We start from the raw sequence: 24,235 nt of genomic DNA on the forward strand, positions 1-24,235 counted from the left end.
GATGACCACCGTCGCGCTCGTCGCGCTCACCGTCGTCGTCGCCCTCCTGGCCGTGCTCGTCGTGGGCCTGCTGCGCAGCCACGCCGCGATCCTGCGCCAGCTCCACGAGATCACCGGGGGCGAGGCCCACACCCACGACCACGACCACGACCACGACCTCGCACCGGCCCCGCCGGTCGAGGTCGGTCCGGGCGATCCGCACCCGGTCAACCCCGCCCCGGGCGTCGCCCCGCCGCGGGAGGCCGCCGGCGCCCACGACATCGTGGGCATGACCCCGGACGGCTCGGCGGCCACGGTCGGGCTCGCCGGTCGGGACCACCCGACGCTCGTGGCCTTCCTCACCTCCGGGTGCGGCACGTGCCTCGAGTTCTGGGGCGCGATCGCCGACCCGGCCGAGCGCACGCTCGTCGGCGCCGACACCCGCATCGTCATCGCCACCAAGGGCCCCGAGCGCGAGAGCGTCACCGACGTGGCCCGCCTCGCCCCGCCGGGCATCACCACCGTGATGTCGACCGAGGCGTGGGAGGCCCACGAGGTCCCCGTCGCCCCCTACTTCATCCTCGTCGACGGCCGCGGCCACGTGGCCGGCGAGGGCGCCGCCACCACCTGGGAGCAGCTCACCGGGCTGCTCGGCCGGGCCGTGGCCGACACCACCGAGGCCAACGCCCGCAACGCCCGTCGGGCGGCGGGGCGGCGCGCCGCCGCGGTCGGCGGGTGGTCCACCCGTGAGGCCGACACCGACCAGGCGCTGCTCGACGCCGGCATCATGCCCGGCGACCCGAGCCTGTACGACCCGATGCCCGTGGCCGAACCCCCCGGAGACGACCGATGACCACCCTCGAGTCCGCGGGCATCAGCGTCGAGCTGCCGAACGGCTGGGAGGGTGGCGTCCGCACGCGCGTCGACCCGGCGCCCGTCGCCCCCGGCGTGCAGCTCGCGAGCACGGGCCACTCGGCGGCCACCGCCCACATGGCCAACTTCGCCCTGCCGTCCGACCGGGCCGACTTCGGCGGCGGTGCGGTCGAGCTCATGAACTCGAACCACATCTTCATGTCGCTCGTCGAGTTCGACGCCGACTCCGCCGGCACCGCGCTGTTCGCCGACCAGGGCGTCCCGCAGCTCAGCACGATCGACTTCGACCCCTACGCCCTGCAGCGGGTCATCCACGGCCAGTGCGGGCTCCAGCGGTTCTTCACCGTCGCCGGCCGGCCGTTCTGCCTCTACGTCGTGCTCGGCCGGGAGGACAACCGCGGGCCGCTCGTGTCGCAGTGCAACGCCGTGCTGCGGTCGCTGCGCATCACCTGACGCGGCGGCGGTCGGTCACGGCCCCCGCCCGGGCCGTGACCGGAGCCGAGGTCAGAGGTTCGACGGACGCAGGACGAGCGAGATGCCGTGGGCCACGCCGTTGCTCGCCTGGATGTCGAGCTTGCTGCGGACGAGCCACGGGTCGAGGTCGTTGCGGTCCTGGTCGACCAGGAGGGCCGTCCGACCGAACGGGAACACCTTGATCGTGCCGCCCTGGAGCGTCGTGAGCTCCGTGCCGCGGGGCACGGACAGGGCGACGTCGGAGGTGATCTCGCCAGGGACGACGTGGTAGAGGATCACGGTCTGGAGGGTGCCGGGGGCGCTGGCCTCGAGCTCGGCCACCTTGTTCAGGATGGTCGCCTCGTCGGCGAACAGGTACCACCAGCCGTAGAGGTCGGCGACGAGGACCTGGAAGGCCCGGTCGTTCGGGATGAAGACGGTCAGGTCGGCCGACGGGTCGTCGAGGGCGTCGGACAGGCCCGCGACGTCGACGCCGGCGGCGAGGATGTCGAAGTCGTACCAGTTGCGGTCGGTGCCGCCGCCCTGGGCGTCGAGGATGTCGGCGAGGGTCGGCCCCGACTGCGCCTCGGCCGGCGACGCGAGGCCGGTGACGGCCAGGGCGGCGAACGCCGCGGTCGCGGCGACGAGCTTCCGGATCTTCATGGCTGGGTCTCCTTGTGGGGGGTGGTGCGGTGGCGCCCGCACGGCCTCCTTCGCCTGTGCCGCCGGTCACGGATGCACCCTCGCCGTCGGGGTTCCCGCCAGGGGGCCGGTGCTACCGTCGCTGCCTCTGGAGGGATGGCAGAGCGGACGAATGCGACGGTCTTGAAAACCGTTGGGCCTCCGGGTCCCGGGGGTTCGAATCCCCCTCCCTCCGCCAGCGGTTAGCATCGGCCGACACACGTGGAGAGGTGCCGGAGTCTGGTCGAACGGGCCTCCCTGCTAAGGAGGTGCTGGGGGTAACCCTGGCCGTGGGTTCAAATCCCACCCTCTCCGCCTGACGGTGCTGCGAGGCACCGGCGTGGGGCCGGATCAGCGCAAGCGGTCCGGCCCCTCGCGCGCCCGGCCACCCGGCGACAGGCTCGACGCCCCATGGGGAGGCGGAGCCCCCCAGGGGGTGGTGCGGCTCCCTAAGGGCGGCCCTGGATTCCCTCAATTGACAACTCTGTTGCTCTTACGACAGCATCGTTGTCATGTCATCGCACGGAGCTCTCGCCTACGAGGTCGTCCAGCGCACGCGGCCCGTCGTCCTCGCGTCGACCCGCGTCGTCGAGGCCCGCTGGCGGGCCCACGGGATCACCGTCGCCATGCGGGCGGTGCTCGAGCGGCTGGTGCACGACGGCCCCCGCACGGTGCCCGACCTGGCCCGCACGCTCGACATCTCCCGCCAGGCGGTCCAGCGCTCGATCGACGAGCTGGCGGCGCAGGGGCACGTCGCCCCGCACCCCAACCCGGCGCACCGGCGCTCGCCCCTGTTCGACGTGACCCCGTCCGCCCGCCGCACCTTCGACGAGCTCCACGCCGAGGAGGTCGACCGGGTGGCGACCATCGCCGCCGACCTGTCCCTCGACGACCTCGCGACCGCCCGGCGGGTCCTCGAGGTGCTGCACGCGGGCATCGCCGCCGAGGTCGCCCGCCTGACCGAGGAGGCCCCCGCCCGATGAGCACGTTCGACGTGGCTGCCGCCACGACCGAGAACCGCATCCGGTTCGCCGACGCCGTCGACGCCCTGCCACCCGAGCTGCACCACGCCCCGACGCTGTGCGCCGGATGGGACGTCCACGTCCTGACCGCTCACCAGCTCCAACCGATGGCCGTCGGCTTCCTCCGCTTCGTCGTGGCGTCGCTCCGGCACCGCGGCGACGTCGACGCCACCGTCGACGCGCTGGCCCGCCGACTGGCGCAGCGGCCCCTCCCCGAGCTGACCGCCCAGCTGCGTGCGCTGTCCCACCGCGCGGTGTCGCCGCCGCGGGTGGGGCCGTACGGTCCGTTCGCCGACTCGTGCATCCACCTGCGGGACCTCGCCCGGCCCCTCGGGCTCGACGTCGACGTGCCCCTCGCCCACTGGCGAGCGGTGCTCGACTACCTCGTCGCCGACGGCGCCGCTCCCACCCTCGTCCCCGCGGGACGCCTCGCCGGCCTGGCCCTCCGGGCCACAGACCAGGACTGGTCGCACGGCGGCGACGCGAGCGGGCAGGAGGTCGCCGGGCCGTCCGAGGCGCTGGCGATGGCCACCACCGGGCGGGCCGTCGCGCTGGCCGATCTCGCCGGTCCGGGGGTGAAGCTCCTCGCCGGCCGGCTGGGGGCCGGCGCGGAAAGGTAGGTCGAACGGACCAGAAGTCCTCAACCCGGACGCCCGACCCGCCGATGGTTCGGTGGAGCAGGGACGACCGAGGGACTGCGGGTGACCGAGCGCGAGGGCGACAGCACGAGGGCGGGCGACAGCACGAGGGCGGGCGACGCGATCGACGACGTCGACGCGCACCACGTGACGCGCCTGTCCTACGGGCGCCACCTGCGGGTGCTGCTCGTCGAGTCGGACGAGGCCGCCGCGGCGGCGTTCGACCGGGCTGCCGAGGAGGCGGTGCTCGACGTCCAGGTCGATCGGGCCACCGGCGTCGACGACGCCATGGACCGCCTGGCCAAGGCGATGGGCCGACGCCGCCGGCTGCCCGACATCCTCGTGTCGGCGCTCGACGTCGACGACTCGCACCTGCTGCTGTCCCGCCTCCGCGACGACACGCGGCTCGACACGCTGCCCGTGCTCGTCCTCTCCCAGGACCCGACCGCGAGCCTCGAGCGCCGGTCGTTCTCCCTCGGTGCCGCCGGCCACCTGCGCACGCCGCGGGTCGACTACGAGCGCGTCGCCCTCGTCCACGCGCTGCCGGACTTCATGCCCAACGCCCGCGCCGCGCTGGCCCAGCTCGAGTCGCGCCGCTGACGATGGCCCACGCACGTCGGCGCCCGTGCGCGCCCCGAGTGGACCTGCGGGTCAGCCCACGACGCGGTTGCGTCCGGCCTGCTTCGCCTCGTACAGGCGCCGGTCGGCCCGGGCGTAGAGCGCATCGAGCGATCCACCCGGCTCCTGTTCGGCGACACCGATCGACACCGTCGCATCGCTGCCCTCGGCCGCGGCCCTGATCGACTCGGCGACGCGCAGGGCCTGATCGAGCCCGGTCCGCGGCAGGAAGACGGCGAACTCCTCGCCGCCGAGGCGGGCGAAGCGGTCGTCGGACCGGAGCACGGTGCGGCAGGCGTCGGCGAACGCGACGAGCGCGGTGTCGCCGGCGATGTGACCCCGCTCGTCGTTGATCGCCTTGAAGTGGTCGAGGTCGAGCATGAGCAGCGCGCCGGGCGGGTCGGTGACCCGGGCCTCGGCGAGCTCGGCGGTGACGAGCTCGAAGAAGCGCCGGCGGTTGAGGGCGCCGGTGAGCTCGTCGGTGGAGGCGAGCCGCTGGAGGTTGGCGTGGGCGAGCCGCTGGTCGGTGACGTCCTGCACGATGGCGAGGTCGAACTCGCGGCTGGCGATGCGCATCGGCGTGGAGTGGATCTCGACGTGGCGGACGGTGCCGTCGGCCAGCTGCTGGTGCTCCTCGATGACGCTCGTCGCCCCGTCCTGGCGCAGCGACTCGACCCGTTCGGCCAGCCGCTCCTTCGAGTGCACGGTGAGGCGGTGGAGGTCCATGCCGAGCATGGCGGTGCGCGAGTAGCCGTAGAAGTCGGCGGCGGCCTGGTTGGCGTCGACGAGGCGGAGCGTGGCGGGGTCGATGAGGTACATGACCGCGCTGCTGCCGTGGAACAGGTCGCGGAAGAGGGCCTCGGACTCGAGCAGCGCCTGCTGGGCCCGGACCCGTTCGAGGGCGGTGCCGACGACCCGTCCGGCGGAGACCGCGAGGTCGCGGTCGTCGTTGGTGAGCTCGTGGGCCGTGGGCCAGCCGATGGTGAGGAGCCCGAGGAGCTGGTCGCCGGGGCGGAGGGGCACGGCGAGGGCGACCTCGAGGGACGGGTCGAGGGACTTGGCCTCGTCGATCACCTGGTCGGTGGGCCGGACCTCGACGAGGTCGGACCGGCCGCTCAGGGCGGCGCGCAGGGCCGGGACGTCGGCGAAGTTGGTGCGGGCGGCGGCGATGGCCCGCTCGGCGGTGGTGCCCCGGCCGGCCCACCGGCCCCGCAGCAGCAGCGTGGTGCCGTCGGGTTCGATCTCGTGCAGCTCGACGACGGCGGCCAGCGCGGCGTCGCCGAGGCGGGCGAGGGCGGCGTGGACGACCTCGGTGAAGCCGCCGGGGGTCACCGACTGGAACTCGACGGCGAGCTGGCTGAGCAGGTGCGACCGGCTGACCGCCCGGGTGCCGGCCAGCTCCCGCTCGATGCGGCCGGCGATGTCGCGCACCGAGATGGCCGCCCGCACGTTCCCCTTGGCGTCGGCGAAGCGGGCCCCGGTGACCTCGACCCAGCGGAGGCCGTCGCCCTCGCGGACGAGGCGGAGCGTGGCGGCGCGGACGGTCTGGCCGTCGAGGAGGGCGCCGAGGCGCTCGGCGGCCTCCACCCGGTCGGGCTCGTGCACCCAGTCGGTGCTGAGGCGCCCGACGAGGTGCTCGGGCGCCAGGCCGAACAGCCGCCCGGCGGCGGCGTTGGCGCTGGTGATGACCATGCGGTCGTCGACGACGATGACCGGATCTGCGAGACCGCCGAGCACGAGCGCGGGATCGTCTCCGAAGGTGCTCAGCGGGTCCTCCTCCCGTGGCGTCGTCGGCCGCTGGTGACCGGCGCTCAGTGTGCCGTCGGGCGCAGGACATGTCCACAGCGGGGCCCGGGTACGACGGGGACGCCGCGCGGGCGATAGCCTTCGCCCACGGACGCGGCCGGTCGGTCGGTCGCGCGAAGTGAGGTGTTGATGGACGTCCAGGTGTCGGTCGACGATCAGAAGATCGTGGTGACCCCGGTGGGTGAGCTCGATGCGCACAACTGCAAGGAGCTCGGTGAAGCTCTGTCCGGTGCGGTCGAGTCCACACCGGGTGCGTCAGCGGTGATCGACGCGGGTGGGCTCAGTTTCATCGACTCGTCGGCGATCAGCGAGCTGCTGCGCCTCCGGGAGCAGGTGGCCGCCGACGGCGGGTCGCTCACGCTGGAGAACCTGCAGCCGAGCGTGCGGCGGGTCCTCGAGATCACGGGACTGCTCGAGACCTTCGGCGTCAGCTGACCGGGTTCGCAGCGCGACGACCGGGGTACCCTCCCGGTCCGGACCCGACCCCCCGAGGGACCGAGAGAGGACGAACGTGGCCGACGACGCCGTGACCCTGAGCATCCCCGCCTCCACCGATCGGGTCCGCCTGGCGCGGGTCCTGGCCGCCACCCTGGCCGACGAGGCGGGCTTCGACTACGACGAGGTCGAGGACGTCCGCATCGCGGTCGACGAGCTGTGCTTCGCGCTGCTCGACGCCGGCCCCACCACCGGCACGCTCGACCTCACGGCGTCGCGCGACGACGGGTCGCTCCGCATCGACGGCACGTGCTCGTTCTCGGCCCAGCCCACCCCGTCGACCGACGAGGCCAGCTCCGAGCTGACCGCGCAGATCCTCTCCACCGTCGTCGACGAGTACGACGTCAGCTTCGACGGGACCGTCGGCCGGTTCCGCCTCGTCAAGACCCGCTCGTGAGCGACGAGACCACCCGCGGCGAGGCCACCGAGGTGCCCGCCGGGGACGTCGGCACCGTGGGCGACGACGACGCGGTCGAGGTCGAGGTCGACCCGGACGCCATCGACCTGCCCGGCGCGGCGGCCGACACCGACCCGCGCTTCGCCGAGTACCGGCGCACGAAGAGCCGCCGGCTGCGCAACCAGCTCATCGAGGACCACCGCCACGTGGCCGAGCGGGTGGCCCGGCGGTTCCCGAACCGGTCGCTGGCCTGGGACGACGTGTTCCAGGTGGCCCAGCTCGGCCTGCTGAAGGCGGTCGAGCGGTTCGACCCGGAGCGGGGCTTCAAGTTCACGACCTTCGCCGAGCCGACGATCAGCGGCGAGCTGAAGCGCCACTTCCGCGACCACGCCTGGGACGTGCGGATCCCCCGCCGGGCCCACGACATGCACCAGGCCGTGAAGAAGATGGCCGACGAGATGACGAACGAGCTCGGGCGGGCGCCGCGCATCCAGGAGATCGCCGAGCGGCTCGGGGTCACCCCCGACGACGTGATGATGGCGCTCGAGGCCGACTCGGCCCGCCGGGCCGCGTCGCTGTCGGCGCCGATCGGGTCGGACGACGACGGCGGCTCGCTCGGCGAGCAGCTGGGCGAGCACGACGCGTCGCTCGAGCGGGCGGCCGACCGCATGACGGTGCTCGACCTGGTCGCCAAGCTGCCCGAGCGCGAGCGCGAGATCGTCCGGCTGCGGTTCGAGGAGAACCTGTCGCAGGCCGAGATCGGCGAGCGCATCGGCATCAGCCAGATGCACGTGTCGCGCCTGCTGCGGCGCACGCTGACCCAGCTGCGGGAGACGATCGAGGCCGAGTAGCGCCTCGGTCGCCGCTCAGGCGGACTTGCGGGCCGGTGCCTTCTTGGCGGGCGCCTTCTTCGCCGTGGCCTTCTTGCGGGCCGGGGCCTTCTTCTTCGCCGCGGCCTTCGTCGTGGCCGGCTCGGCGTCGGCCGTCGACGCCGGATGCCGGCCCTTGGCCTCGGCCCGGGCGGCCACCGACGCCTCGAGGGCGGCCATCAGGTCGACGACGCTGCTCGAGGACTCCTGGGGCGCCGTGCTGACCAGCTCGGTGTCGCCGGCGGCCTTGGCCTCGATGAGAGCGAGGACCTGCTCGCGGTAGGTGTCGTGGTACTTCTCGGGCTCGAAGGGCGCGGAGAGCGACTCGATGAGCTGGGTGGCGAGGGCCTGCTCCCGTTCGGAGACGTCGAGGTCGGTGACGCCGTCGAGCTCGGGGATGGTCTCGGGCCGGTTGATCTCGTCGGCCCAGCTCATCGTCGACATCACGAGGACGCCGTCGACCGAACGGATGGCGGCGAGGTACTGCTTGGAGCGCAGGACGAGCCGGGCGATGCCGACCTTGTCGGCGGCGGCCATCGACTCGGCGAGCAGGGCGTAGGGCTTGGGGTTCCCCTTGTCGGGGGCCAGCCAGTAGGCCTTGTCGAAGTAGATCGGGTCGATGTCGGCGAGGTCGACGAACTCCTCGATGTCGATGCTGCGGCCGGCGTCGGGGTCGAGCGCGGCCAGCTCCGCCTCGTCGACGATGACGTAGTCGCCCTTGCGCAGCTCGTAGCCCTTCACGATCTGGTCGCGGCTGACCTCGCTGCCGTCGGACTCGGCGACGAGCTTCTGGCGGACGCGGGAGCCGGTGCGCGAGTCGATCTGGTTGAAGCGCACGGTCTTGGGGGTGACGGCGGTAAACAGCTTCACCGGGATGTTGACCAACCCGAAGCTGATGGCACCGCTCCACATGGCCCGGGGCATGGAGGCTCCTCAGATGGGGAAACAGCGATCCAGGATGCTCCACACCTGCCCCGGGAGGCAATGGGCACACCCTGTTTGGAGTCACCCCTTCGGGGGTACCGGCTCCGTCGACCACGAGGAAGGCACGCCTGCCATGCGCCCACCCCACTGCGATTTCGACGCGGCCCGTCCGCCGACGCCACGGCGTCGGGGCGGCGCGCAGTGCGGGACCGGGCGGTGAGTGCGGACGAGGATCGGGCGGAAGAGATGAGCACGGACGAGATGCACCGCGGCACCCACGCACCCCCGCTGCCCCACGGGCCGAACATGCACCTGCGGCTGCGCGCCACGATCAACTCGGTGCCGGTGGCCCGCCACACCCTGCGGGACTGGCTGCGCGAGCTCGGCTCGCCCCCCGACGTCATCGACGACCTGTGCCTTGCCATCACCGAGCTGGTCACCAACGCCATCGAGGCCTCCCCCACCTCGGCCGCCGAGGTCTCGATTCAGGCCGTGTACTCCGAGCCGGACATCTACCTCGAGGTCGTCGACCACGGCAACGGGTTCTCGCTCGACTCCGACACCTTCGACGAGCCGGGGCCGCAGTCGATCCGTGGCCGTGGCCTCCCCATCGTCCAGGCGCTCGTCGACCTCGTCGCCGTCGAACGCCGCAACGGCACCACCAAGGTGGTCGCCACCCGTCGCTTGGCGCAGTAGCGCCCAAGCTCCGTGGCCCCCGGAACCGCCCGTCCGGGGGTCACGGTCATCCTCGGTCCCCCAGGGGCCTCGACCCGCCACCCCAGCACCACGGAGGGTCGAGGCCTCGGGGGATGCCGTCTGTCTCGCCTCTGCGCCCAACCCTCACCACGCAGAGTGTGGTGCCGACCACTCGCGGGTAGAGGCGGGCCGGAGGACCCTCATGGACCGCGAGCGCGACACCACGACCATCCACCTGAGCAACCGACGCATCGGCCACCGCGTGCGCCCCGAGAACCTCGAGGTGCTGTGGTGCCTGCCGGGCACGGTGGTCGGGCACCGGCGGGAGAAGAAGCGCCCGCCGACCGGGCGCGTCGTGGACCTGTCGTTCACCGGGATGCAGGTGGTGGCGCCGCTCGACAAGCGGATCGGCCGGGGGACGACGATCGAGGTGGTGCTCGAGGGCATGACCGTGCCCGTGCGGGTGCGCTGGATCGGCGAGGCCGACGAGCCCGGCATGGGGCTGCACGGCGTGGAGATGCTGCACCAGAGCCCGGACCTGACCCGGCTGCTCACGTCGATCATCGAGGCGTGCGACATCCGCGACGGCGTCGAGCTGCGGGAGCCGCCCCCCGTGCGCCAGACGCTCTGGTAGGTCTCGGTGTGAGGAAGTGGCCGTCGATGGCCTACACTCTCCCGACACCCTGCGCTCGTAGCTCAATTGGATAGAGCATCTGACTACGGATCAGAAGGTTAGGGGTTCGAGTCCCTTCGAGCGCGCTGAAGTCCCTGGTCACAGCCTTGTGAGCAGGGACTTTTCGCGTTTCGGGATCTTCTTGGCACTCCGTTGGCACTCCGCCGGCCTAGTAGAGGCAGGAGGCCGACATGCGAGGACACATCCAGCAGCGAGGACCGAGGAGCTGGCGGATCAAGGCGTACCTCGGTCGAGACGGCGGCGGGCGGAAGCGCTACGTGGAGCGGACGGTGCGCGGGACGAGGCGGGAGGCCGAGCGGGAGATGGCCCGCCTGGTCGTCGAGGTCGACGAGGGACGCCACGCCGCAGCGGCGCCCCTGACCTTCGGCGAGCTGCTCGACCGCTAGCTGGAGGTGAAGCGGGCGAGCGTCGCGCTGCGCACGATCGAGAGCTACGAGTGGATCGCCGTGAAGTACCTGCGGCCCCGGCTCGGCGACCGGAAGCTGGCGAGCGTGCGGACGATGGACCTCGACGCGCTCTACGCCGAGCTGCACGCCTCGGGCCTGTCGGCGCGGACGGTGCGGATCTGTCACACCGTGGTGCGCCAGTCCCTCGAGCAGGCGCGGCGATGGGGCTGATCGCCCGAAGCCCTGCGGTCGAGGCGACACCGCCCCGCTCGATCCGCACCGAGGTGACCCCGCCGACCGTCGACGAGGTGGTGCAGCTTCTCGATGCCGCCTACGAGGCCGACCGCGGCTTACTCAAAAATGAGAAGCGATCATCCACTCACTCTCACCGTCGAGCAGGCCGGCCAGGTGCTCGGCATCGGCCGCTCCACCGCCTACGAGCTCATCCGCAGCGGTGACCTGAAGTGCATCCGCCTCCGCCGGCGCATCGTGGTTCCCGTCGCTCACCTCGCCGACCGCCCCGGCGTCGACAGCGAGGCTGTGCGGTCGGCGGTTCAGTACCGTTCGACCTCCACGGAGCGCTCCCAGTCGGCTGCTTTGCCGGCTGCCCCATCGGCACGAGTGGTCCGCGATTGCGATGCGAGCGAACCGACCCTGTTCTGAGTTCCCGTCATCGATCTACCGCGGCGCCGCTGTCCCGGCGGAGCGGCACGGAACAGCGGCAGTCTCGGTGAGTGGTGAATCAGGGACTACTGGCCAGAGGCCTGGCGGCGTCGACTGTCGTCACGCAACATGCGATTCTGAGGCGTTCTCGATGTCGAAGAGCGTCGGAGCCACGGTCACCCTCGAGTTGGCCCTGTTGCCGCCGCTGACTCGCTGATCACTGGATTGCAGTTCGCTCGCTCGCAGCACCTCATCCCAGTCCAGCGGGCGCTCCTCCCCTGCGGTCGGCGCGACCTCGGACACCGTGAACGCTCCACCGCCGCGCCACCCGACGGTTTCTGTTACTCCTCCGGAGTCCTCACCCCGTGTCACTCGAGTCAGTCGCGGAATCATGAAATTGGCGACAGTTTCGAGCGACCGTTCGACCGCAATCCAGCGACGCCCCATCTTGTGAGCAACAGCAGCGGTGGTTCCGGAGCCCCCGAAGAAGTCGACGACCAAGTCCCCCGGGTCGGACCCGATGTGGATGATTCTCTCGAGTAGCTGCTCGGGCTTCGGCGTCGCGAACGCTTCCACGTCTGGAAAGAGAGCCATGAGATGGCGCTTAGCGTCATCGTTCGTTCCCCCCTCGTCGGGACCCCAGAGCGAGAATGGGACCAGGCCCTTCAACTGATCCGGAAAGAGCTTGAGGCGAGGGAGTCCAGCACCGTTGCGAGGGAACCAGATTCTGTTCTCACTGCGAAGCCGCTCGTAGACCGGCTGCGTCGCGTACCAACTGCGGCCACGAGGCGGTTGGAGCACCTCGCCGGCAGGGTTCACGATTGCGTAGTGCTGATTGGCGCGGAACCCGGGAGCCGTGAATGGCGCATCGGCCCACGGCCCTCGCGGGTCATTGTCACGATTGCGGAGTTCGGCAGGATCCTTCGGCAGCAGATTTCTTGAGTGCTTCCATTTCTGAGGGCCGGCTGGTGCGTAGACGTGGATGTAGTCGTGGTTGCTTGAGAAGGCGGACCGGGATTCCCGCGTTGTCCGCTTCTGCCAGATGATCGTTGCAACGAAGGCGTCAGGCCCGAAAACCTCATCAAGTACGCAGCGGGCCCGATGCTGCTCCGCGTCGTCCAAGTGAAGCCAGACACTCCCCAACGGGGAAAGCAGCGGCTTCAACGCAACCAATCGGTCTCGGAGCATTGAGAGCCAGGCTGAGTGCGTTAGCGAGTCTGCATACTGGGCGAAGGCCTGGCCCGTGTTGTACGGGGGATCGATGTACACAAGCCGGACACCACCGGCTCCGTGACCCTCGGGAACCCGTGTCAGCGCACGTAGAGCGTGTAGGGCATCGCCGACGACGATCGTGCCACTCGGTCGGTCGTCCTCATGTCCGAGCGTCGTGATCTCCCTGAGACTCACGGGGGCTGCGGCCCTCTCGTCGGACCGCGAGAGCCACTCGTACGCGCGGTCGCCGACGGCATGGAGCTCAAGGTCCTTGTTGGTCCACCTCAGCTCGAGGTCGCTCTTCTGTGCCATCGTTGGGTGCCTCACGTCGCGGGTACGGGCTGCGACGCCCATCTTCCCCGGGGGGTGTGACAAGACCAGCGGGGGTTCGGGGTCGCACCGAGCGGTCGGCGTACTCACCTACGATGCCACAGAGTCCCGGGTCCTCCCGCGGACCGTCAGAGGAGAAGCGTTGGCACGGGATGCAGCAACAGCAGCACAGGCAGGCGCCGACACGGCAGGTGCTGAGGAGGCGGGCGCCGTTGGACTCCGTCCGCTACCGACGCTCGACGATCGCCCCCTGCGGCCGTTCATCAAATGGGCTGGGGGAAAGACACGCCTCCTGAAGCGCCTGCTGCCCCACGTGCCTGAGAGCTTCAGGGCGTACCACGAGCCGTTCCTTGGTGGCGGCGCCATGTTCTTCGCGGTTCGCGACCGAGGGAACGGCACAGCCCATCTCTCAGATCTGAACGAGGACCTCATCAACGCGTGGACCGCTGTTCGTGATCACGAGAAGGAACTTCAGCGGCTCCTTCGAAGGTACAAGTCCTGCGATTCGAAGGACTTCTACTACGAGCAGCGCCCGTTGCAGCCCGCCGACCCGCTGGAGCGTGCAGCCAGGTTCATCTACTTGAACCAGACCTCTTGGAACGGCCTATGGCGGGTGAATCGACGGGGAGAATTCAACGTGCCATGGGGTCAACGCCCCTTTCGGGGACTTTCATCGGCCGACCTATTGACCTATCGCGCGGCGTTACGACATGCGCGGATCCACCTCGCTGACTTTCGTGAAGCGCTTGATCGCCCTCGCAAGGGTGACTTTGTGTACCTCGATCCGCCCTATCTCCCGCTTTCTGATACTTCAAAGTTCTTCCTCTACACCGAGAAGCGATTTCGAGAACCAGACCTCCGAGAGCTCGCCGCGTGCTGCGAGGACCTCACGAAGCGCGGGGTCAGTTGGATGTTGTCGAATAGGGATACGCCGCTCGTAAGGGAGTTGTTCGCCCACGCACGAATCGTCGGGCTCACAGCCCGCCGTTCAGTTGCCGCTCAAAACCAGCGCGACGTCGAGGCTGTCGACTCTCCGGAGGTCATAGTTGTCGGACCGGAGCGCACCCGTGGCTGACCACCCAGTTGAGACCGCGTGGGTTTGGCGATTCGGGACAGCTCCGTTCAAGGCCACCTATGGGAGATTGCCTGGGACCGGCTCAACTACCTACACGAAGGACTTTCTGCAGGCGTCTGGGCAGTGTGCCGCTGCGTTCGACGAGGTCTTTCCCCGTGTGCCCGGGCAACCGTATGACGTCACCCTTGCCTGGCCGGGGGGAAGTCGTGAAGGGAAGGTACTCGAGGCCGCCGACTATGCCGCCAATGGCCGCATCAACCTCAGATGGGAGACGGACAATCCGCCGGACCCGTGGCGACTTAGTCCGAATCCCGCGCATGATGCGGTCGCAACATTTCCTGGCGATCCCAGCCAGACGACGGAGCACGGGGCCGATCAGGAGTTGGAGGCGCTCAAGGCACTGGACGTCGATCCCTGGCTAGTCGTCGTGAAGCTGCAGGACCAGCCTGACGTCCTGCATCTGCGGGCCTACCTGGGCAATCCCCCTACCGGTCTTGAGCACACGTCAGCTCAGCAACTTCCTGATCAGGTTCGATCCGCCATGGCGTCGGTGCCCGCGAACGGTGGCTGTGCAGTGGCCCGGTTCGCTGGTGGCGCCGGTGTGCGGGCGCCTCGGATCGTCAACCAAGTCCTCCAAGCTCTCCGGCGCGGCCCGAACGTGCTGCTAGTGGGCCCTCCAGGCACAGGCAAGACAGTTGCGCTCGAGGATCTACGGCACCTCTACGAACACGGTTCACCTGAGGTGACTTTCGACCCGTCGAAGATGCACGACGCCTGGTCTGAGTCGAGTCCGGTGCCGACCGGCAAGGTTCGCACAATCGTGTTCCACCCGAGTTACTCGTACGAGGAGTTTGTGCTCGGGCTATACCCTGTGCCCGCCGCTGGCTCGGGTGTAGCGCTTTTCCCTCGGCCCGGACCGCTTGTATCGCTCGCCCATTGGGCCTCGCACGATGACAACGCGGCACTGCTGATCGTGGATGAGTTCAACCGCGGAAACGCCGCAGCGATCTTTGGTGACATGCTCGCGCTACTCGATAAGGACAAGCGCAGTGATTTGGCGGTGGGTTCGCCCGGAGCTTCAGTGGATCGAGCCTATCCCGAGCTGGGGGTCGACGTACCTGCTGAGATGGCTACATCCGCCGGCACATCGGTAGGAAACAGCATTCGGCTTCCGATGTCGTTGTCGATCGTGGCCGCCATGAACAGCAGTGACCGAAGTGTGGCTCCGTTGGACGCAGCTTTGCGACGTCGGTTCTCCATCGTCAGAGTCGACCCGGACTACGACGTGCTCTCGTCGCGTTTGGGTATCACAACCCCGATCGACTTCGACTCTGGTACCGATCCCGTCAGTTGGTCCGCGGCCGACGTATCGACGCTGGCTGTCGTCCTGCTGCGCTCGCTCAACGAGCGCATAGAGCTTGTGCTTGGACCAGACTTTCAGCTCGGACATTCGGTGTTCTGGGATGTCCGGGGCGCGGATGCTGAGGAGGCAACCGGTGCTCTCAGCGCTGCCTTCGATGAGCGCGTGGTGAGCACCATGAGGATGACGTTCGCAGACCAGGACGAGTCTCTCGCTGCCATATTGAATGGTCCACCTCCGCCGACCGGCTCTGCGACGACCGCTGGATCGCCTCCGATGGGTCTCTGCTACTGGGTGATTCCTGGCGGGGGTCTTGAGGCGGTTGCGCCGGCTCGCTTGCGAATTCGATTGGCTCAAAGCCTGGCTTGGACCGAAGCAGCGACTGCTCTCGTAGCACTGTTGTAGGTCGCGATGCGCCGTATCCAGGTCACGGAGGGGGTCCCGTTCTCGGTCGAGCCAGCCCTTCGAGTGAAGGTACGTGGTGCCACCGATCGATTGTCGGCTCAACTTCGCCCTCGATTGCGACTTCTCAGGGAGGAACCCGGGCAACTCATCCTGCAGAACGTGATCGGGTCGATCCGACTAAACGACAGCACGATCCTCGAGGTTGCTCCCAAAGTCGATGGTAAGGCTGACTGGGTATCTGCGGTTCTCGACCTTCTCATCGGCTTGGACCGAATTGACGTAGCGGGAGAACGCCTGGCGGGCCTTGCTCCAAAGCGGCCGGAGCTACTCGAGGTTCTCGCGTCTGTGTATGCCGCCAGGCTCCAGCGTGCCATCGGGCGCGACGGCCCGCTCCTGCTGCTCGATCGTCGACATGCAGAACTTGGGTTGCTGAAGGGCAAGTTGAAGACCTCGAACTACCTCATCCAGGCGCCGCGGCGGCCTCACCGGTTTCCCGTTAGCTACGACGAGTTGTCAGCAGACAATGACTACTCGCGAGCGCTGGTGGCGGTGGCGCGGCTCCTCGCCTCAATCACGTCATCTCCGCAAGTACGGACTTCGCTTGTCGAGTCAGCCGCTGCGCTGCGCCCAGGGTTCGCGGAGCAGATAGCAGTCGATCCTTCAGCCGCACGAAAGCCCTTTCCTCCCCAGTGGGCTGTGTACCGGCCGGCGTGGTCAATCGCCGTGGCGATTCTCACCCAGACATCCCTCTTGCGCGCGACGGGACAGCATCACGGCGTCGAGATCGCCATTGAGCCTTGGCCCTTGCTCGAGCGGCTGTTGGAGCGGGCGCTCGACCAAGCGTCGGTCATCTCGTCGGTGGCGGGCACCCCCCTTCATCGTGAGCCTAAGCATTCGACGCCTCTGCTCATCGCGCCCTCAGTCGGGGTGACGGCACGTTCGGTTGAACCCGACGGCCGCCTCACGTCGTCGGGAAGCACTATTGCGACGTTCGAGGCTAAGTACTCCCCTCGTGTCGCGGGGAGTGAGTGGCCTAGCCGCGAGCATGTCTTCCAGGCGCTGACGACTGCAGCCGCCTGTCACTCGCCGCTCGCTGTGCTGGTCTTTCCCGAAGACTTCGAGCCGTGTTGGTGGGATGTGCAGGGTTTCGCGGGCTTCCCGTCCCAGCTCACCGCGATAGGGCTCGGGCTGTTCTCGTACCGACGCGGGGCAGGGGACAGGACGCGCGGGGAGCGGATCGTGAGCCTGCTCGCTGGTCGAACGGCCGCATCATCGGGCGTGCAGAACGCCGGGTGACCGCAGGAACCTACCGAGGCCAGCTTGGCAATCCCTTTGGCAATCCACCAGACACGACGAGGCTGGATTCCGCAGCACTCGCTGGACCGCACACCGCACGTGACCTGGTAGAACAGCATCCGACAACACGAGACGGGCCTACGGGATCAGAAGGCCGGCTGTCCGAATCCCCACAGCGCGCGTCCTCGAGGCGCAGGTCAGAGCCGGCTCGAGCTGGAGGGCCACCTCTGCCTACTCCCCGGGGTTCCTCGCGGACTGGAACGACATCGCTGGGGATCGGGTCCGCGGCACAGGATTGCTCGTCCACGATGAACGAGCCGCGGTAGCCGAAGAGCGGCCCGAACCTGCGGTTGGCGACGTGGACCTCGATGCGGAAGCACTCGGCGGCGGGGTCCCACCACTCCCGGACCTCGGCCACCCCCGAGAACAGCAAGGGGAACCGGAAGGCCAGTCGGCCCTCGTAGAAGCGCTGCTCACCGCTGCGAATGCACATCGCACCGTCGTCGTCGACCCAGCAGTCGATGTCGACGGCGAGGTGCTGGTGGGTGCCGAGGTAGTCGACGATCGTGTCGCGCTCCTTGCTGTAGATCATCGTGGCGTCGAAGGCACGGGTGCGGCGCGGGAAGTGGAAGCGACGGGCCCACGTGACGGTCTCGCGGCCGAACCGATCGACGTAGGCGTAGTTGGCGATCGTGAAGGGGACCTGCGTCCCGCGGCTGGGGAAGAGGACGCGACGGGTTGAACCGAGGAGCAGGAACGGCAGGGTCCACCAGCGGCCGCGCCAGACCTCGTGCATGACGCCGTGGCCGATCTGACGGGTCTCGTCGAGTGACGAGAACCCGAAGCGCCACTGCATCTTCGGATGGAGGCGCTCGAAGTCGTCTCCGAGCGCTGTGCGGTAGATCGACGTCACGGAAGCTCCTCCACCGGCGGTTGGGAGTCGGGCGCCTGGCGCAGCGGGCGCCGTCCGCTCGGGCGACCCTGCCTGGTCGCCAGCGCCACGCCGGCGAGGGCGGCGACGGCGATGCCGAGAGACGCCGGGTTGAACGCCTTGGTGAGGATCGACCGGTCGCACGTGGCGGCACCGATGGCCAGCGTGGGCATCGCCGCGAGCGAGACGACGAACGGCCAGCGCTTGTCGGCGGCGGCGACCGTGGCGACGGCGAACCCTGCCTCCACCGCACCGACCGCCCGCACGACCCGCCGGGCAGTCGGCTGCGGCATGCCGAGGCCGCACCAGATCGCGACCTCGCCGTCGTCGACCTTCCACACCTTGGGGACGAGACCCTGGTAGGCGAAGACCCCAGCCAGGCCGGCGACGGCGGCGGCGTGGGCGATGGCCTGGTCCCGCGACCGCTCGGGCGGCGTGCCCTCCTCGAGCCACAGCCGGAGGCGATCGAAGCTCCACGCGGTGGCCCACCCGAACACGGGGCGGAAGAGCATCCGGTCGATCAGCTCGCCGACCCGGCCCCACCGGGGCCGGTAGTCGTAGCGGGTGAGGAACCTGACGCCGTCGTCGGTGGGGACGTAGCGCCAGTAGCCGGCGCCGGCCTCGATGATCGAGCGCCGATCGGCGGACCAGAACTTGAGACCGGACCAGCGGATGCCGTCCGCACGGTCCCGCTCGCCGAGGGACTCCCCGGTGCCGGCGACGGTGACGCCCGGGGCGACGGTGGTGGCGTAGGTGAAGCGCTGTGGCTCGCCGTCGACCCGTGGGAGGTACGAGATGCTGCCGAAGCGGACGTCCCAGCGCTGGTGCGAGTCAGGCGGTTGGGTCGCGTCCCACAGGGCATCGACCGGAGCGTGGATCCGGGACTCGACGTAGATGGGGCGCCGCTTGCGCCGTGCGGTACTCGGCGTCATCGGTCGATGAGCTGGCCGAGGCGCTCGCGTCCGAGGCGAGCGACGCTGGCGTCGAGGGCAGCGACGAGGACCTGCCGGGCGGTGGCCTGAAGTCGGGCGAGGGTGCGGGCAAGGTCCCGGGCCTCGTCGGTGTCGAGCGCCTCCTGCCAGTCGGCCGGCGCGAGGTGGCTCTCGAAGATCGAGATGAACCTCTCTGCGATGTCGTCGGCGTGGGAGACGAGCGCCTCCCACTCGTCGAGGATGACATCCGCCGGGATGCCCATCCCGGCGAGCGAGGCGCCGGCCTCGAGGAACCGCCGGTCGGCGACCCGCACCTTGGCGTCCTCGGTCACCTGGACCAACCCGAGCGCGCTGGCCCGCTGCATCAGCTCTGGGGTCATCATCCCGTCGGGGAACCGGTCGAGGAGCTCGCCGGGTTCGAGCGCGATGGCGTGCACGTCACCGATGAGGGCGTCGAGCTCGGCCTCCACGCCGATCACGGCATCGAGACCGCGGCCCTGCTCCCACTGCTCGAGCAGGTTCGCGATCCCCGCGAGCGAGTAGCCCTCCCCCTGGAGCCGGGCGATGAGGCGCAGACGGCTCAGGTGCGACTCGTCGTACCAGCCCGTGCGCCCTTCGAGCCGGGGCGGATCCAGCAGACCCTTGTTCTGGTACAGGCGCACGGTGGTGGAGGCCACGCCCGCCTGCCGCGCCAGCTCGTCGAGCCGGTACTCCGTGCCCATCTGACCTCCTCGACATCGCGCTTGGCGCCAATACGTGAGTGAATGGTAGCGTATTGATCATGAGCAGACAAGCAGCCCAGGCTCGCACGGGGGTCGTGGGGACGATCCGGGACCGGCTCCTCGTCAACGCCCTCGCCGATCCCGACGAGGCCGCCCGCGTCCTTCCCCCGGGGCTGCGACCGCACATCACGGGGGACGCCACGGTCATCGGGTGCTGCCTGCTCACCATCGAGCACATCCGCCCGTCGGTGGTCCCTGCCGCACTGGGGCTCTCCCTCGTGGCCGCCGCGCACCGGATCTCCGCGGAGTGGGACGACGAGCTCGGCGCGACGACCGTCGGGGTCTACGTCCCGGTTCGCCACACGTCCTCGCGGCCGGCTCAGGTTGTCGGCGGCAGGTGGTTCCCAGGCGTCCACCTTCCCGCCACCATCCGCACCGCTTCCGACGGCGAGCACCTGCGTTGGACGGTCGAGCCCCGATTCGCCTCCGACAGGTACGGCATTCGGGTGCAGGCCCAGGTCGCGGCGGGCCCGGCGACGGAGCCGAGCGAGCCGATCGGCGGTACGTGCCTCGCCGCCTCTGTCGGCCTGTCCCCCGATCGTCGTGGCACCCTCGAGGCAGCACGCATGGAGCCTGAGCATCGGACGGCCCAACCGGTCGAGATCACTGAGCTGGACTCAGGATTTCTCGCCGGGTTCACGAGCATCCGTCCCGCCAGCTCCTACGTCATGCGCGACGTGCGGGTCAGATGGACGCGGGCATCCGCCCCCAGCGCAGCGGCGGAGGGGGCGGCGGCGTGAGGGTCGTCATCGCGAAGCCGCCCGTCCACCTCGGAGCACTGCTCACGCGAACCGATCCTGCCCTGGCCCTCACCGGCCGGCGCTGCGTCCCGAGCCGTCTCACCGACGCCGGCTTCGACTTCGAGCACCCGACCTTCGATGACGCGCTCGCCGACCTGACGGGACGTCGGTCCGCGCCGTGACCGTCGAGTTCGAGAACGTCACGACCATCGCCGCGCCGATCGAGGTCGTGTTCGACCTCTCGCTCGACATCGACGCACACCTCGCCTCGATGGCCGACTCCGGCGAACGCGCTATTGCCGGGACCACCAGCGGGCTGATCGGCCTGGGCGAGACGGTCACCTGGCGAGCCAGACACTTCGGCATCCCTTTCACCATGACCAGCAAGGTCACCGAGTGGGACCGCCCTCACCGTTTCGTCGACGAGCAGATCCGCGGCCCGTTCCGATCCTTCCACCACGAGCACCGCTTCGAGGCGTCCGAGAGCACGACCGTCATGACCGACCGGATTCGCTTCGACGCACCGCTCGGTCCGATCGGCCGCGTCGTCGAGCACCTCGTGCTCGGCCGGTACCTCCGCACGCTGATCGCCGCGCGGGGTCAGTACCTGAAGGGCGAAGCCGAACGCCGGGGATGATCTCAAGCGTCGCCAGCATCGCGGGTCGTCTCACGGACCACCTGCAAATAGCCGCTTGCTGCTCGGCTGCTCGACCGCGACGATCGCCGCCATGAAGCTTGCCGAGGCACTCAGCCTCCGTAGTGACGCCCAGAAGCGACTCGCCCAGCTGCAGGCCCGCGCCGTGGCCAGTGCGCGCTACCAGGAGGGCGAGGCGTCCCCCGAGGATCCGAACGCTCTCCTCGCAGAGGCCCGCGAGGTGGTCGCGGAGATCGAGTCCCTCGTCCGTCGCATCAACCGGACGAACGCCGCGGTCGAGCTGGAGCCCGGTCTCACCATCACCGACGCGATCGCGCGCCGCGACGCGCTGGCCAACGAGCGCTCCATCGTCGCCGCGCTGGCCGACGCGGCCTCCGGCGGCAGCGCAGGCGGCGGCTTCGGCCGCCAGCTGCGATCGGAGCTGCGGTTCCTGACCGACGTCCCGATCCCGCAGCTGCGCGCCGAGGCCGACGCGCTGGCCCGTCGGTACCGCGAGCTCGACACCAGGCTGCAGGAGGCCAACTGGACGACGGAACTTCTCGACTGATCCGGGCGGGGCGGCCAGTCGGTAGCCCCGAGCGGAGCGTGCACGAAGGCCGATGTGCCGGCGGCCGAAGACCGGCGCTCATGGCAGGGCGTGAGGGGCACGCCCTCGGGGTTCGACTCCCCGTGCTCACCGTGCAACCCCGAACAGGGCACACGTCATCGAGCACCACGCAACGAGCACAACCACGTGCAGGCCGCTCAGGGTGAGGGTGGGTCAGGGGACCTGGCCGCCCCGCCCGGATCATCGCCACACTCTGTTCAACGTCCCGCGACGGGCTCGAGCTCGGCGGCGCGATCGAGATCGACAGGCTCGGCCGCGACCGCGGGTTCGATGGTGAGGCGGGGGACCAGTCGGTCGAGGACCCGCGGCATCCACCAGTTGCGGTCGCCGAGCAGCGCCATCGTCGCCGGCACGAGGACCATGCGGACGAGGGTGGCGTCGAGGAACACGGCCACGGCCAGGCCCAGCCCGAACACCTTGATCTCGCGGATGTCCTCGAACACGAACGACCCGAAGACCACGACCATGATGGCGGCGGCCGCGGTGATGACCCGAGCGGTCGATGCCAGACCGTCGGCCACCGAGGTCGACGCGTCGCCGGTGCGGTCGTACTCCTCCCGGATGCGGGAGAGCATGAACACCTCGTAGTCCATCGACAGCCCGAACACGATGGCGAAGAGCATGAGCGGGATGAACGGGTTGATCGGCCCGGCCTCGATGCCGAGGAGCTCGCCGCCCCATCCCCACTGGAAGATCGCGACCACCACGCCGTAGGCGGCGGCGATCGACAGCACGTTCATCACCACCGCCTTCAGCGGCACGAGCACCGACCGGAACACCGCCAGGAGCACCAGGAACGACACGCCGAGCACCGCGGCGAAGAACAACGGCATCCGCTCGCCCAGGTAGTCGGTGACGTCGATGTTGGTGGCGGCGCTGCCGGTGACGTGGACGTCGAGCCCCGCTGCCGCGGCCGCGGGCACGACATCGTCGCGCAGGGTGCGGACGAGGTCGGTGGTCGCCGCGTCCTGCGGGGCCGAGTCCGGGATGAGCGTCATGAGGTACGCCGCGGGATCGGACGGGCCGTCGGCGACCGGCGGCGTGACGGCGGCGACGCCCGGGCTCGCGGCGAGCACCGCGTGCAGCTCGTCGATGGCCCCGGACGGCGTCCCGGGAGTGGCGGTGGCGGTGACGACGAACGGCCCGTTGAACCCGTCGCCGAAGCCCTCGGCCAGCAGGTCGTAGGCCCGGCGGGTGTCGGACCCCTCGGGGAAGTTGCCCTCGTCGGTCCAGCCCATGCGCAGGCCGAGCACCGGGGCGGCCAGGACGAGCAGGACGACGGCGGCCGCCGCGCCCCAGGCGAGGGGCCGGCGCTGGATCGTCCGGCTCCACCGATGCGGCAGCGTCGCCTCCACCGGCGGCGCCACCCGGTGCGGCACCTCGGCGCGCAGCGCCGGCACGACACGGCTCGACAGGAGCGCGACCACGGCGACGACCGCACCGCCGATCGCAAGGAGCGTGACGCCGATGCCCACACCGAGGATGGCGACCGCCGTCGCGCCGGCGGCGATCAGCCCACGCCACCGGGTGACCTCGAGCCGCGGACCGGCCATCGCCAGCAGTGCCGGCAGGAGCGTCATCGACGTGAACATGGTGGCGAGCACGGTGGCCGAGACCCCGAGCCCCATCCCCGACAGCATCCCGATGCCCACGAGCAGCAGACCGAGCATCGACACGACGACCGTCAGGCCGGCGAACACGACCGCCCGCCCCGCGGTGTCCATGGCGAGCACGACGGCGTCCCTCGGCGGCACACCGGCGTGGACCGCCTCACGGTGGCGGGTGACGATGAACAGCGCGTAGTCGATGCCCACGCCCAGACCGACCATCATCCCGAGCAGCATCGTGTCCTCCGGCACCGTCGCCACCCGCGTGAGCAGGACGACCGAGGCGAGGCCGATGCCCACCCCGCCGAGCGCGACGGCGATGGGCAGGCCCATCGCCAGCACGGACCCGAACGCCACGATGAGCACCACGACGGCGAAGGCGATGCCGATCAGCTCCGACTCCGGCGGCTCGATCGACGCCAGGTACTGCCCGCCCGCCAGCACCTCGAGCCCGTCGACCGACGGCGCCTCCTCGGCGATCAGCTCGCCGATCCGGGCCGACTCGGTGTCGTCCACGTCGGCCGAGAAGTTGACCGTGGCGAATGCCAGCCGGTCGGCCAGCGGCCCGGTGGTGGCGATCTGGCCCGCACCCCGCTCCGCGTAGGGCGAGACGACCGTCGCTCCCGGGGCTCTCGCCTCGCCGGACTCGTCGGGGAAGCCGGCGTCGACGGCGGCGAAGAGGTCCTCCATCGCCGCCACCACGGCGGGGTCCTCGACGCCCTGGTCGGCGCGGAACACGATCATCCCGGACTGACCGCCGGTCCCGAGCTCGGGGAAGTGCTCCTCGAGCACCGCGAAGCCGGCCTCGCTGTCGGAGTCCGGCACCATCGAGCCGCTGCCGAACGCAGGGCCCACGATGCCGGCGGCCGCGACGACGATGACGAGGACCGCGGCCCACAGCCCGACGGCAGCCCGACGGTGGTCGACGCACCAGCCGCCGAGGCGTCCGGTCAGCGAGCGGTGGGGCGCCGGCGACGCACCGCCGCCAGCCTCTGCGGCCGATGCGGGTGGGACGGGACGGCGATCGAGCGGGGAGGTCGGCATGGCTCCCATCCTCCGGATCCGCCCCCGACCGCACATCGGGCGTCCGGCCACATCCGCACCGGCTG

At 70.0% G+C, this 24,235-nt stretch carries 28 protein-coding genes and 3 tRNA genes; 23 read left to right on the top strand and 8 right to left on the bottom strand.

Annotated features, from left to right (window positions below; genetic code table 11):
* Position 1 precedes the first annotated feature (1 nt).
* Positions 2-832 carry a thioredoxin domain-containing protein gene (locus tag GH723_RS17055; protein WP_153760772.1) on the top strand — a complete coding sequence of 277 codons (831 nt, stop codon included), beginning with the start codon at positions 2-4 and terminating at the stop codon, positions 830-832.
* The gene (locus tag GH723_RS17060) at positions 829-1,305 is read left to right on the top strand and encodes a hypothetical protein (RefSeq protein ID WP_153760773.1); all 477 of its coding nucleotides are present in this window, start codon (positions 829-831) and stop codon (positions 1,303-1,305) included. The genes GH723_RS17055 and GH723_RS17060 overlap by 4 nt, the downstream gene beginning before the upstream one ends.
* Positions 1,306-1,356: 51 nt before the next feature.
* Here GH723_RS17060 and GH723_RS17065 read toward each other — a convergent pair whose 3' ends face one another.
* Positions 1,357-1,968 carry a fasciclin domain-containing protein gene (locus tag GH723_RS17065; protein WP_153760774.1) on the bottom strand — a complete coding sequence of 204 codons (612 nt, stop codon included), beginning with the start codon at positions 1,966-1,968 and terminating at the stop codon, positions 1,357-1,359.
* 129 nt (positions 1,969-2,097) lie between these two features.
* Here GH723_RS17065 and GH723_RS17070 point away from each other — a divergent pair.
* From GH723_RS17070 to GH723_RS17090, 5 genes are all read left to right on the top strand, one after another.
* Positions 2,098-2,185, top strand: a tRNA-Ser gene (locus GH723_RS17070).
* Positions 2,186-2,210: 25 nt separating this feature from the next.
* Positions 2,211-2,301 (top strand) — tRNA-Ser (locus GH723_RS17075).
* A gap of 197 nt (positions 2,302-2,498) precedes the next feature.
* Positions 2,499-2,969: a MarR family winged helix-turn-helix transcriptional regulator gene (locus GH723_RS17080; RefSeq protein WP_153760775.1), complete on the top strand. Its 471-nt coding sequence runs from the start codon at positions 2,499-2,501 to the stop codon at positions 2,967-2,969.
* A complete protein-coding gene (locus GH723_RS17085) occupies positions 2,966-3,628 on the top strand; it encodes a maleylpyruvate isomerase family mycothiol-dependent enzyme (RefSeq protein WP_153760776.1) in 663 nt (220 codons plus the stop codon). The genes GH723_RS17080 and GH723_RS17085 overlap by 4 nt, the downstream gene beginning before the upstream one ends.
* Before the next feature lie 81 nt (positions 3,629-3,709).
* The gene (locus GH723_RS17090) at positions 3,710-4,246 is read left to right on the top strand and encodes a PleD family two-component system response regulator (RefSeq protein ID WP_153760777.1); all 537 of its coding nucleotides are present in this window, start codon (positions 3,710-3,712) and stop codon (positions 4,244-4,246) included.
* 51 nt (positions 4,247-4,297) lie between these two features.
* Here GH723_RS17090 and GH723_RS17095 read toward each other — a convergent pair whose 3' ends face one another.
* The gene (locus tag GH723_RS17095) at positions 4,298-6,001 is read right to left on the bottom strand and encodes a sensor domain-containing diguanylate cyclase (protein ID WP_153760778.1); all 1,704 of its coding nucleotides are present in this window, start codon (positions 5,999-6,001) and stop codon (positions 4,298-4,300) included.
* A 198-nt stretch (positions 6,002-6,199) separates the two neighbouring features.
* Here GH723_RS17095 and GH723_RS17100 point away from each other — a divergent pair, with 198 nt between their 5' ends.
* The 3 genes from GH723_RS17100 (at position 6,200) to GH723_RS17105 (ending at position 7,813) form a co-directional block, all read left to right on the top strand.
* Positions 6,200-6,505, top strand: a complete 306-nt coding sequence (locus GH723_RS17100; RefSeq protein WP_153760779.1) for an STAS domain-containing protein — start codon at positions 6,200-6,202, stop codon at positions 6,503-6,505.
* 76 nt (positions 6,506-6,581) lie between these two features.
* The gene (locus GH723_RS18570) at positions 6,582-6,962 is read left to right on the top strand and encodes an ATP-binding protein (protein ID WP_195210389.1); all 381 of its coding nucleotides are present in this window, start codon (positions 6,582-6,584) and stop codon (positions 6,960-6,962) included.
* Positions 6,959-7,813 (top strand): SigB/SigF/SigG family RNA polymerase sigma factor, encoded by an 855-nt coding sequence (locus GH723_RS17105; RefSeq protein ID WP_195210390.1) that lies wholly within the window; start codon positions 6,959-6,961, stop codon positions 7,811-7,813. Before GH723_RS18570 ends, GH723_RS17105 begins: the two co-directional genes overlap by 4 nt.
* A gap of 15 nt (positions 7,814-7,828) precedes the next feature.
* On the opposite strand, the gene ku is transcribed toward GH723_RS17105, so the two are convergent.
* The gene (gene ku, locus GH723_RS17110) at positions 7,829-8,755 is read right to left on the bottom strand and encodes a non-homologous end joining protein Ku (RefSeq protein WP_153760781.1); all 927 of its coding nucleotides are present in this window, start codon (positions 8,753-8,755) and stop codon (positions 7,829-7,831) included.
* Between the two features lie 246 nt (positions 8,756-9,001).
* Here ku and GH723_RS17115 point away from each other — a divergent pair, with 246 nt between their 5' ends.
* The 6 genes from GH723_RS17115 to GH723_RS19270 all read left to right on the top strand — a co-directional run bounded on the left by GH723_RS17115 (position 9,002) and on the right by GH723_RS19270 (position 11,194).
* Entirely contained in the window at positions 9,002-9,451 is a 450-nt protein-coding gene (locus GH723_RS17115; protein WP_195210391.1) for an ATP-binding protein, read from the top strand.
* Between the two features lie 202 nt (positions 9,452-9,653).
* Positions 9,654-10,085, top strand: a complete 432-nt coding sequence (locus tag GH723_RS17120; RefSeq protein ID WP_153760783.1) for a PilZ domain-containing protein — start codon at positions 9,654-9,656, stop codon at positions 10,083-10,085.
* A gap of 51 nt (positions 10,086-10,136) precedes the next feature.
* Positions 10,137-10,210, top strand: a tRNA-Arg gene (locus GH723_RS17125).
* Between the two features lie 105 nt (positions 10,211-10,315).
* Positions 10,316-10,531, top strand: coding sequence for a hypothetical protein (locus GH723_RS17130; protein ID WP_153760784.1), 216 nt, complete (start codon positions 10,316-10,318; stop codon positions 10,529-10,531).
* Positions 10,532-10,537: 6 nt separating this feature from the next.
* A complete protein-coding gene (locus GH723_RS17135) occupies positions 10,538-10,762 on the top strand; it encodes a hypothetical protein (protein WP_153760785.1) in 225 nt (74 codons plus the stop codon).
* A gap of 129 nt (positions 10,763-10,891) precedes the next feature.
* A complete protein-coding gene (locus tag GH723_RS19270; protein ID WP_407650231.1) occupies positions 10,892-11,194 on the top strand; it encodes a helix-turn-helix domain-containing protein in 303 nt (100 codons plus the stop codon).
* 120 nt (positions 11,195-11,314) lie between these two features.
* Here GH723_RS19270 and GH723_RS17145 read toward each other — a convergent pair whose 3' ends face one another.
* Positions 11,315-12,718, bottom strand: a complete 1,404-nt coding sequence (locus GH723_RS17145) for a site-specific DNA-methyltransferase (RefSeq protein WP_153760787.1) — start codon at positions 12,716-12,718, stop codon at positions 11,315-11,317.
* Between the two features lie 160 nt (positions 12,719-12,878).
* On the opposite strand from GH723_RS17145, the gene GH723_RS17150 reads away from it, so the two are divergent.
* From GH723_RS17150 to GH723_RS17160, 3 genes are all read left to right on the top strand, one after another.
* Positions 12,879-13,811 carry a DNA adenine methylase gene (locus GH723_RS17150; protein WP_195210392.1) on the top strand — a complete coding sequence of 311 codons (933 nt, stop codon included), beginning with the start codon at positions 12,879-12,881 and terminating at the stop codon, positions 13,809-13,811.
* A complete protein-coding gene (locus GH723_RS17155; protein WP_153760788.1) occupies positions 13,804-15,576 on the top strand; it encodes an McrB family protein in 1,773 nt (590 codons plus the stop codon). The genes GH723_RS17150 and GH723_RS17155 overlap by 8 nt, the downstream gene beginning before the upstream one ends.
* Positions 15,577-15,735: 159 nt before the next feature.
* On the top strand, positions 15,736-16,872 hold the full coding sequence (locus GH723_RS17160; RefSeq protein WP_195210393.1) for a 5-methylcytosine restriction system specificity protein McrC: 1,137 nt from the start codon (positions 15,736-15,738) through the stop codon (positions 16,870-16,872).
* 10 nt (positions 16,873-16,882) lie between these two features.
* Here GH723_RS17160 and GH723_RS17165 read toward each other — a convergent pair whose 3' ends face one another.
* From GH723_RS17165 to GH723_RS17175, 3 genes are read right to left on the bottom strand one after another with little or no spacing between them, the layout of a single operon-like run.
* The gene (locus GH723_RS17165; protein WP_153760790.1) at positions 16,883-17,785 is read right to left on the bottom strand and encodes a DUF4166 domain-containing protein; all 903 of its coding nucleotides are present in this window, start codon (positions 17,783-17,785) and stop codon (positions 16,883-16,885) included.
* Positions 17,782-18,735, bottom strand: coding sequence for a DoxX-like family protein (locus tag GH723_RS17170; RefSeq protein WP_153760791.1), 954 nt, complete (start codon positions 18,733-18,735; stop codon positions 17,782-17,784). The genes GH723_RS17165 and GH723_RS17170 overlap by 4 nt, the downstream gene beginning before the upstream one ends.
* Positions 18,732-19,457 carry a MerR family transcriptional regulator gene (locus GH723_RS17175; protein ID WP_153760792.1) on the bottom strand — a complete coding sequence of 242 codons (726 nt, stop codon included), beginning with the start codon at positions 19,455-19,457 and terminating at the stop codon, positions 18,732-18,734. The genes GH723_RS17170 and GH723_RS17175 overlap by 4 nt, the downstream gene beginning before the upstream one ends.
* Positions 19,458-19,516: 59 nt before the next feature.
* On the opposite strand from GH723_RS17175, the gene GH723_RS17180 reads away from it, so the two are divergent.
* The 4 genes from GH723_RS17180 to GH723_RS17195 all read left to right on the top strand — a co-directional run bounded on the left by GH723_RS17180 (position 19,517) and on the right by GH723_RS17195 (position 21,459).
* On the top strand, positions 19,517-20,257 hold the full coding sequence (locus GH723_RS17180; protein WP_153760793.1) for a hypothetical protein: 741 nt from the start codon (positions 19,517-19,519) through the stop codon (positions 20,255-20,257).
* Complete coding sequence (locus GH723_RS17185; protein WP_229022905.1) at positions 20,254-20,439, top strand: DUF1731 domain-containing protein; 186 nt, start codon at positions 20,254-20,256, stop codon at positions 20,437-20,439. Before GH723_RS17180 ends, GH723_RS17185 begins: the two co-directional genes overlap by 4 nt.
* On the top strand, positions 20,436-20,894 hold the full coding sequence (locus GH723_RS17190) for an SRPBCC family protein (RefSeq protein ID WP_153760795.1): 459 nt from the start codon (positions 20,436-20,438) through the stop codon (positions 20,892-20,894). Before GH723_RS17185 ends, GH723_RS17190 begins: the two co-directional genes overlap by 4 nt.
* Before the next feature lie 91 nt (positions 20,895-20,985).
* Positions 20,986-21,459: a DIP1984 family protein gene (locus GH723_RS17195; protein WP_153760796.1), complete on the top strand. Its 474-nt coding sequence runs from the start codon at positions 20,986-20,988 to the stop codon at positions 21,457-21,459.
* Positions 21,460-21,716: 257 nt separating this feature from the next.
* Here the strand turns inward: GH723_RS17195 and GH723_RS17200 are convergent, their stop codons facing one another.
* Complete coding sequence (locus GH723_RS17200; RefSeq protein ID WP_195210394.1) at positions 21,717-24,170, bottom strand: MMPL family transporter; 2,454 nt, start codon at positions 24,168-24,170, stop codon at positions 21,717-21,719.
* Positions 24,171-24,235: the final 65 nt, after the last annotated feature.

This window comes from Actinomarinicola tropica (genome assembly GCF_009650215.1).
GTDB classification, from domain to species: Bacteria; Actinomycetota; Acidimicrobiia; order Acidimicrobiales; family SKKL01; genus Actinomarinicola; species Actinomarinicola tropica.

What these genes read in the sequence shown, in the direction of transcription:
- GH723_RS17055 (WP_153760772.1), top strand. Translation starts at nt 2, where the DNA reads ATGACCACCGTCGCGCTCGTCGCGCTCACCGTCGTCGTCGCCCTCCTG.
- GH723_RS17060 (WP_153760773.1), top strand. Translation starts at nt 829, where the DNA reads ATGACCACCCTCGAGTCCGCGGGCATCAGCGTCGAGCTGCCGAACGGC.
- GH723_RS17065 (WP_153760774.1), bottom strand. Translation starts at nt 1,968, where the DNA reads ATGAAGATCCGGAAGCTCGTCGCCGCGACCGCGGCGTTCGCCGCCCTG.
- GH723_RS17080 (WP_153760775.1), top strand. Translation starts at nt 2,499, where the DNA reads ATGTCATCGCACGGAGCTCTCGCCTACGAGGTCGTCCAGCGCACGCGG.
- GH723_RS17085 (WP_153760776.1), top strand. Translation starts at nt 2,966, where the DNA reads ATGAGCACGTTCGACGTGGCTGCCGCCACGACCGAGAACCGCATCCGG.
- GH723_RS17100 (WP_153760779.1), top strand. Translation starts at nt 6,200, where the DNA reads ATGGACGTCCAGGTGTCGGTCGACGATCAGAAGATCGTGGTGACCCCG.
- ku (WP_153760781.1), bottom strand. Translation starts at nt 8,755, where the DNA reads ATGCCCCGGGCCATGTGGAGCGGTGCCATCAGCTTCGGGTTGGTCAAC.
- GH723_RS17115 (WP_195210391.1), top strand. Translation starts at nt 9,002, where the DNA reads ATGAGCACGGACGAGATGCACCGCGGCACCCACGCACCCCCGCTGCCC.
- GH723_RS17120 (WP_153760783.1), top strand. Translation starts at nt 9,654, where the DNA reads ATGGACCGCGAGCGCGACACCACGACCATCCACCTGAGCAACCGACGC.
- GH723_RS17130 (WP_153760784.1), top strand. Translation starts at nt 10,316, where the DNA reads ATGCGAGGACACATCCAGCAGCGAGGACCGAGGAGCTGGCGGATCAAG.
- GH723_RS19270 (WP_407650231.1), top strand. Translation starts at nt 10,892, where the DNA reads ATGAGAAGCGATCATCCACTCACTCTCACCGTCGAGCAGGCCGGCCAG.
- GH723_RS17145 (WP_153760787.1), bottom strand. Translation starts at nt 12,718, where the DNA reads ATGGCACAGAAGAGCGACCTCGAGCTGAGGTGGACCAACAAGGACCTT.
- GH723_RS17170 (WP_153760791.1), bottom strand. Translation starts at nt 18,735, where the DNA reads ATGACGCCGAGTACCGCACGGCGCAAGCGGCGCCCCATCTACGTCGAG.
- GH723_RS17175 (WP_153760792.1), bottom strand. Translation starts at nt 19,457, where the DNA reads ATGGGCACGGAGTACCGGCTCGACGAGCTGGCGCGGCAGGCGGGCGTG.
- GH723_RS17180 (WP_153760793.1), top strand. Translation starts at nt 19,517, where the DNA reads ATGAGCAGACAAGCAGCCCAGGCTCGCACGGGGGTCGTGGGGACGATC.
- GH723_RS17195 (WP_153760796.1), top strand. Translation starts at nt 20,986, where the DNA reads ATGAAGCTTGCCGAGGCACTCAGCCTCCGTAGTGACGCCCAGAAGCGA.
- GH723_RS17200 (WP_195210394.1), bottom strand. Translation starts at nt 24,170, where the DNA reads ATGCCGACCTCCCCGCTCGATCGCCGTCCCGTCCCACCCGCATCGGCC.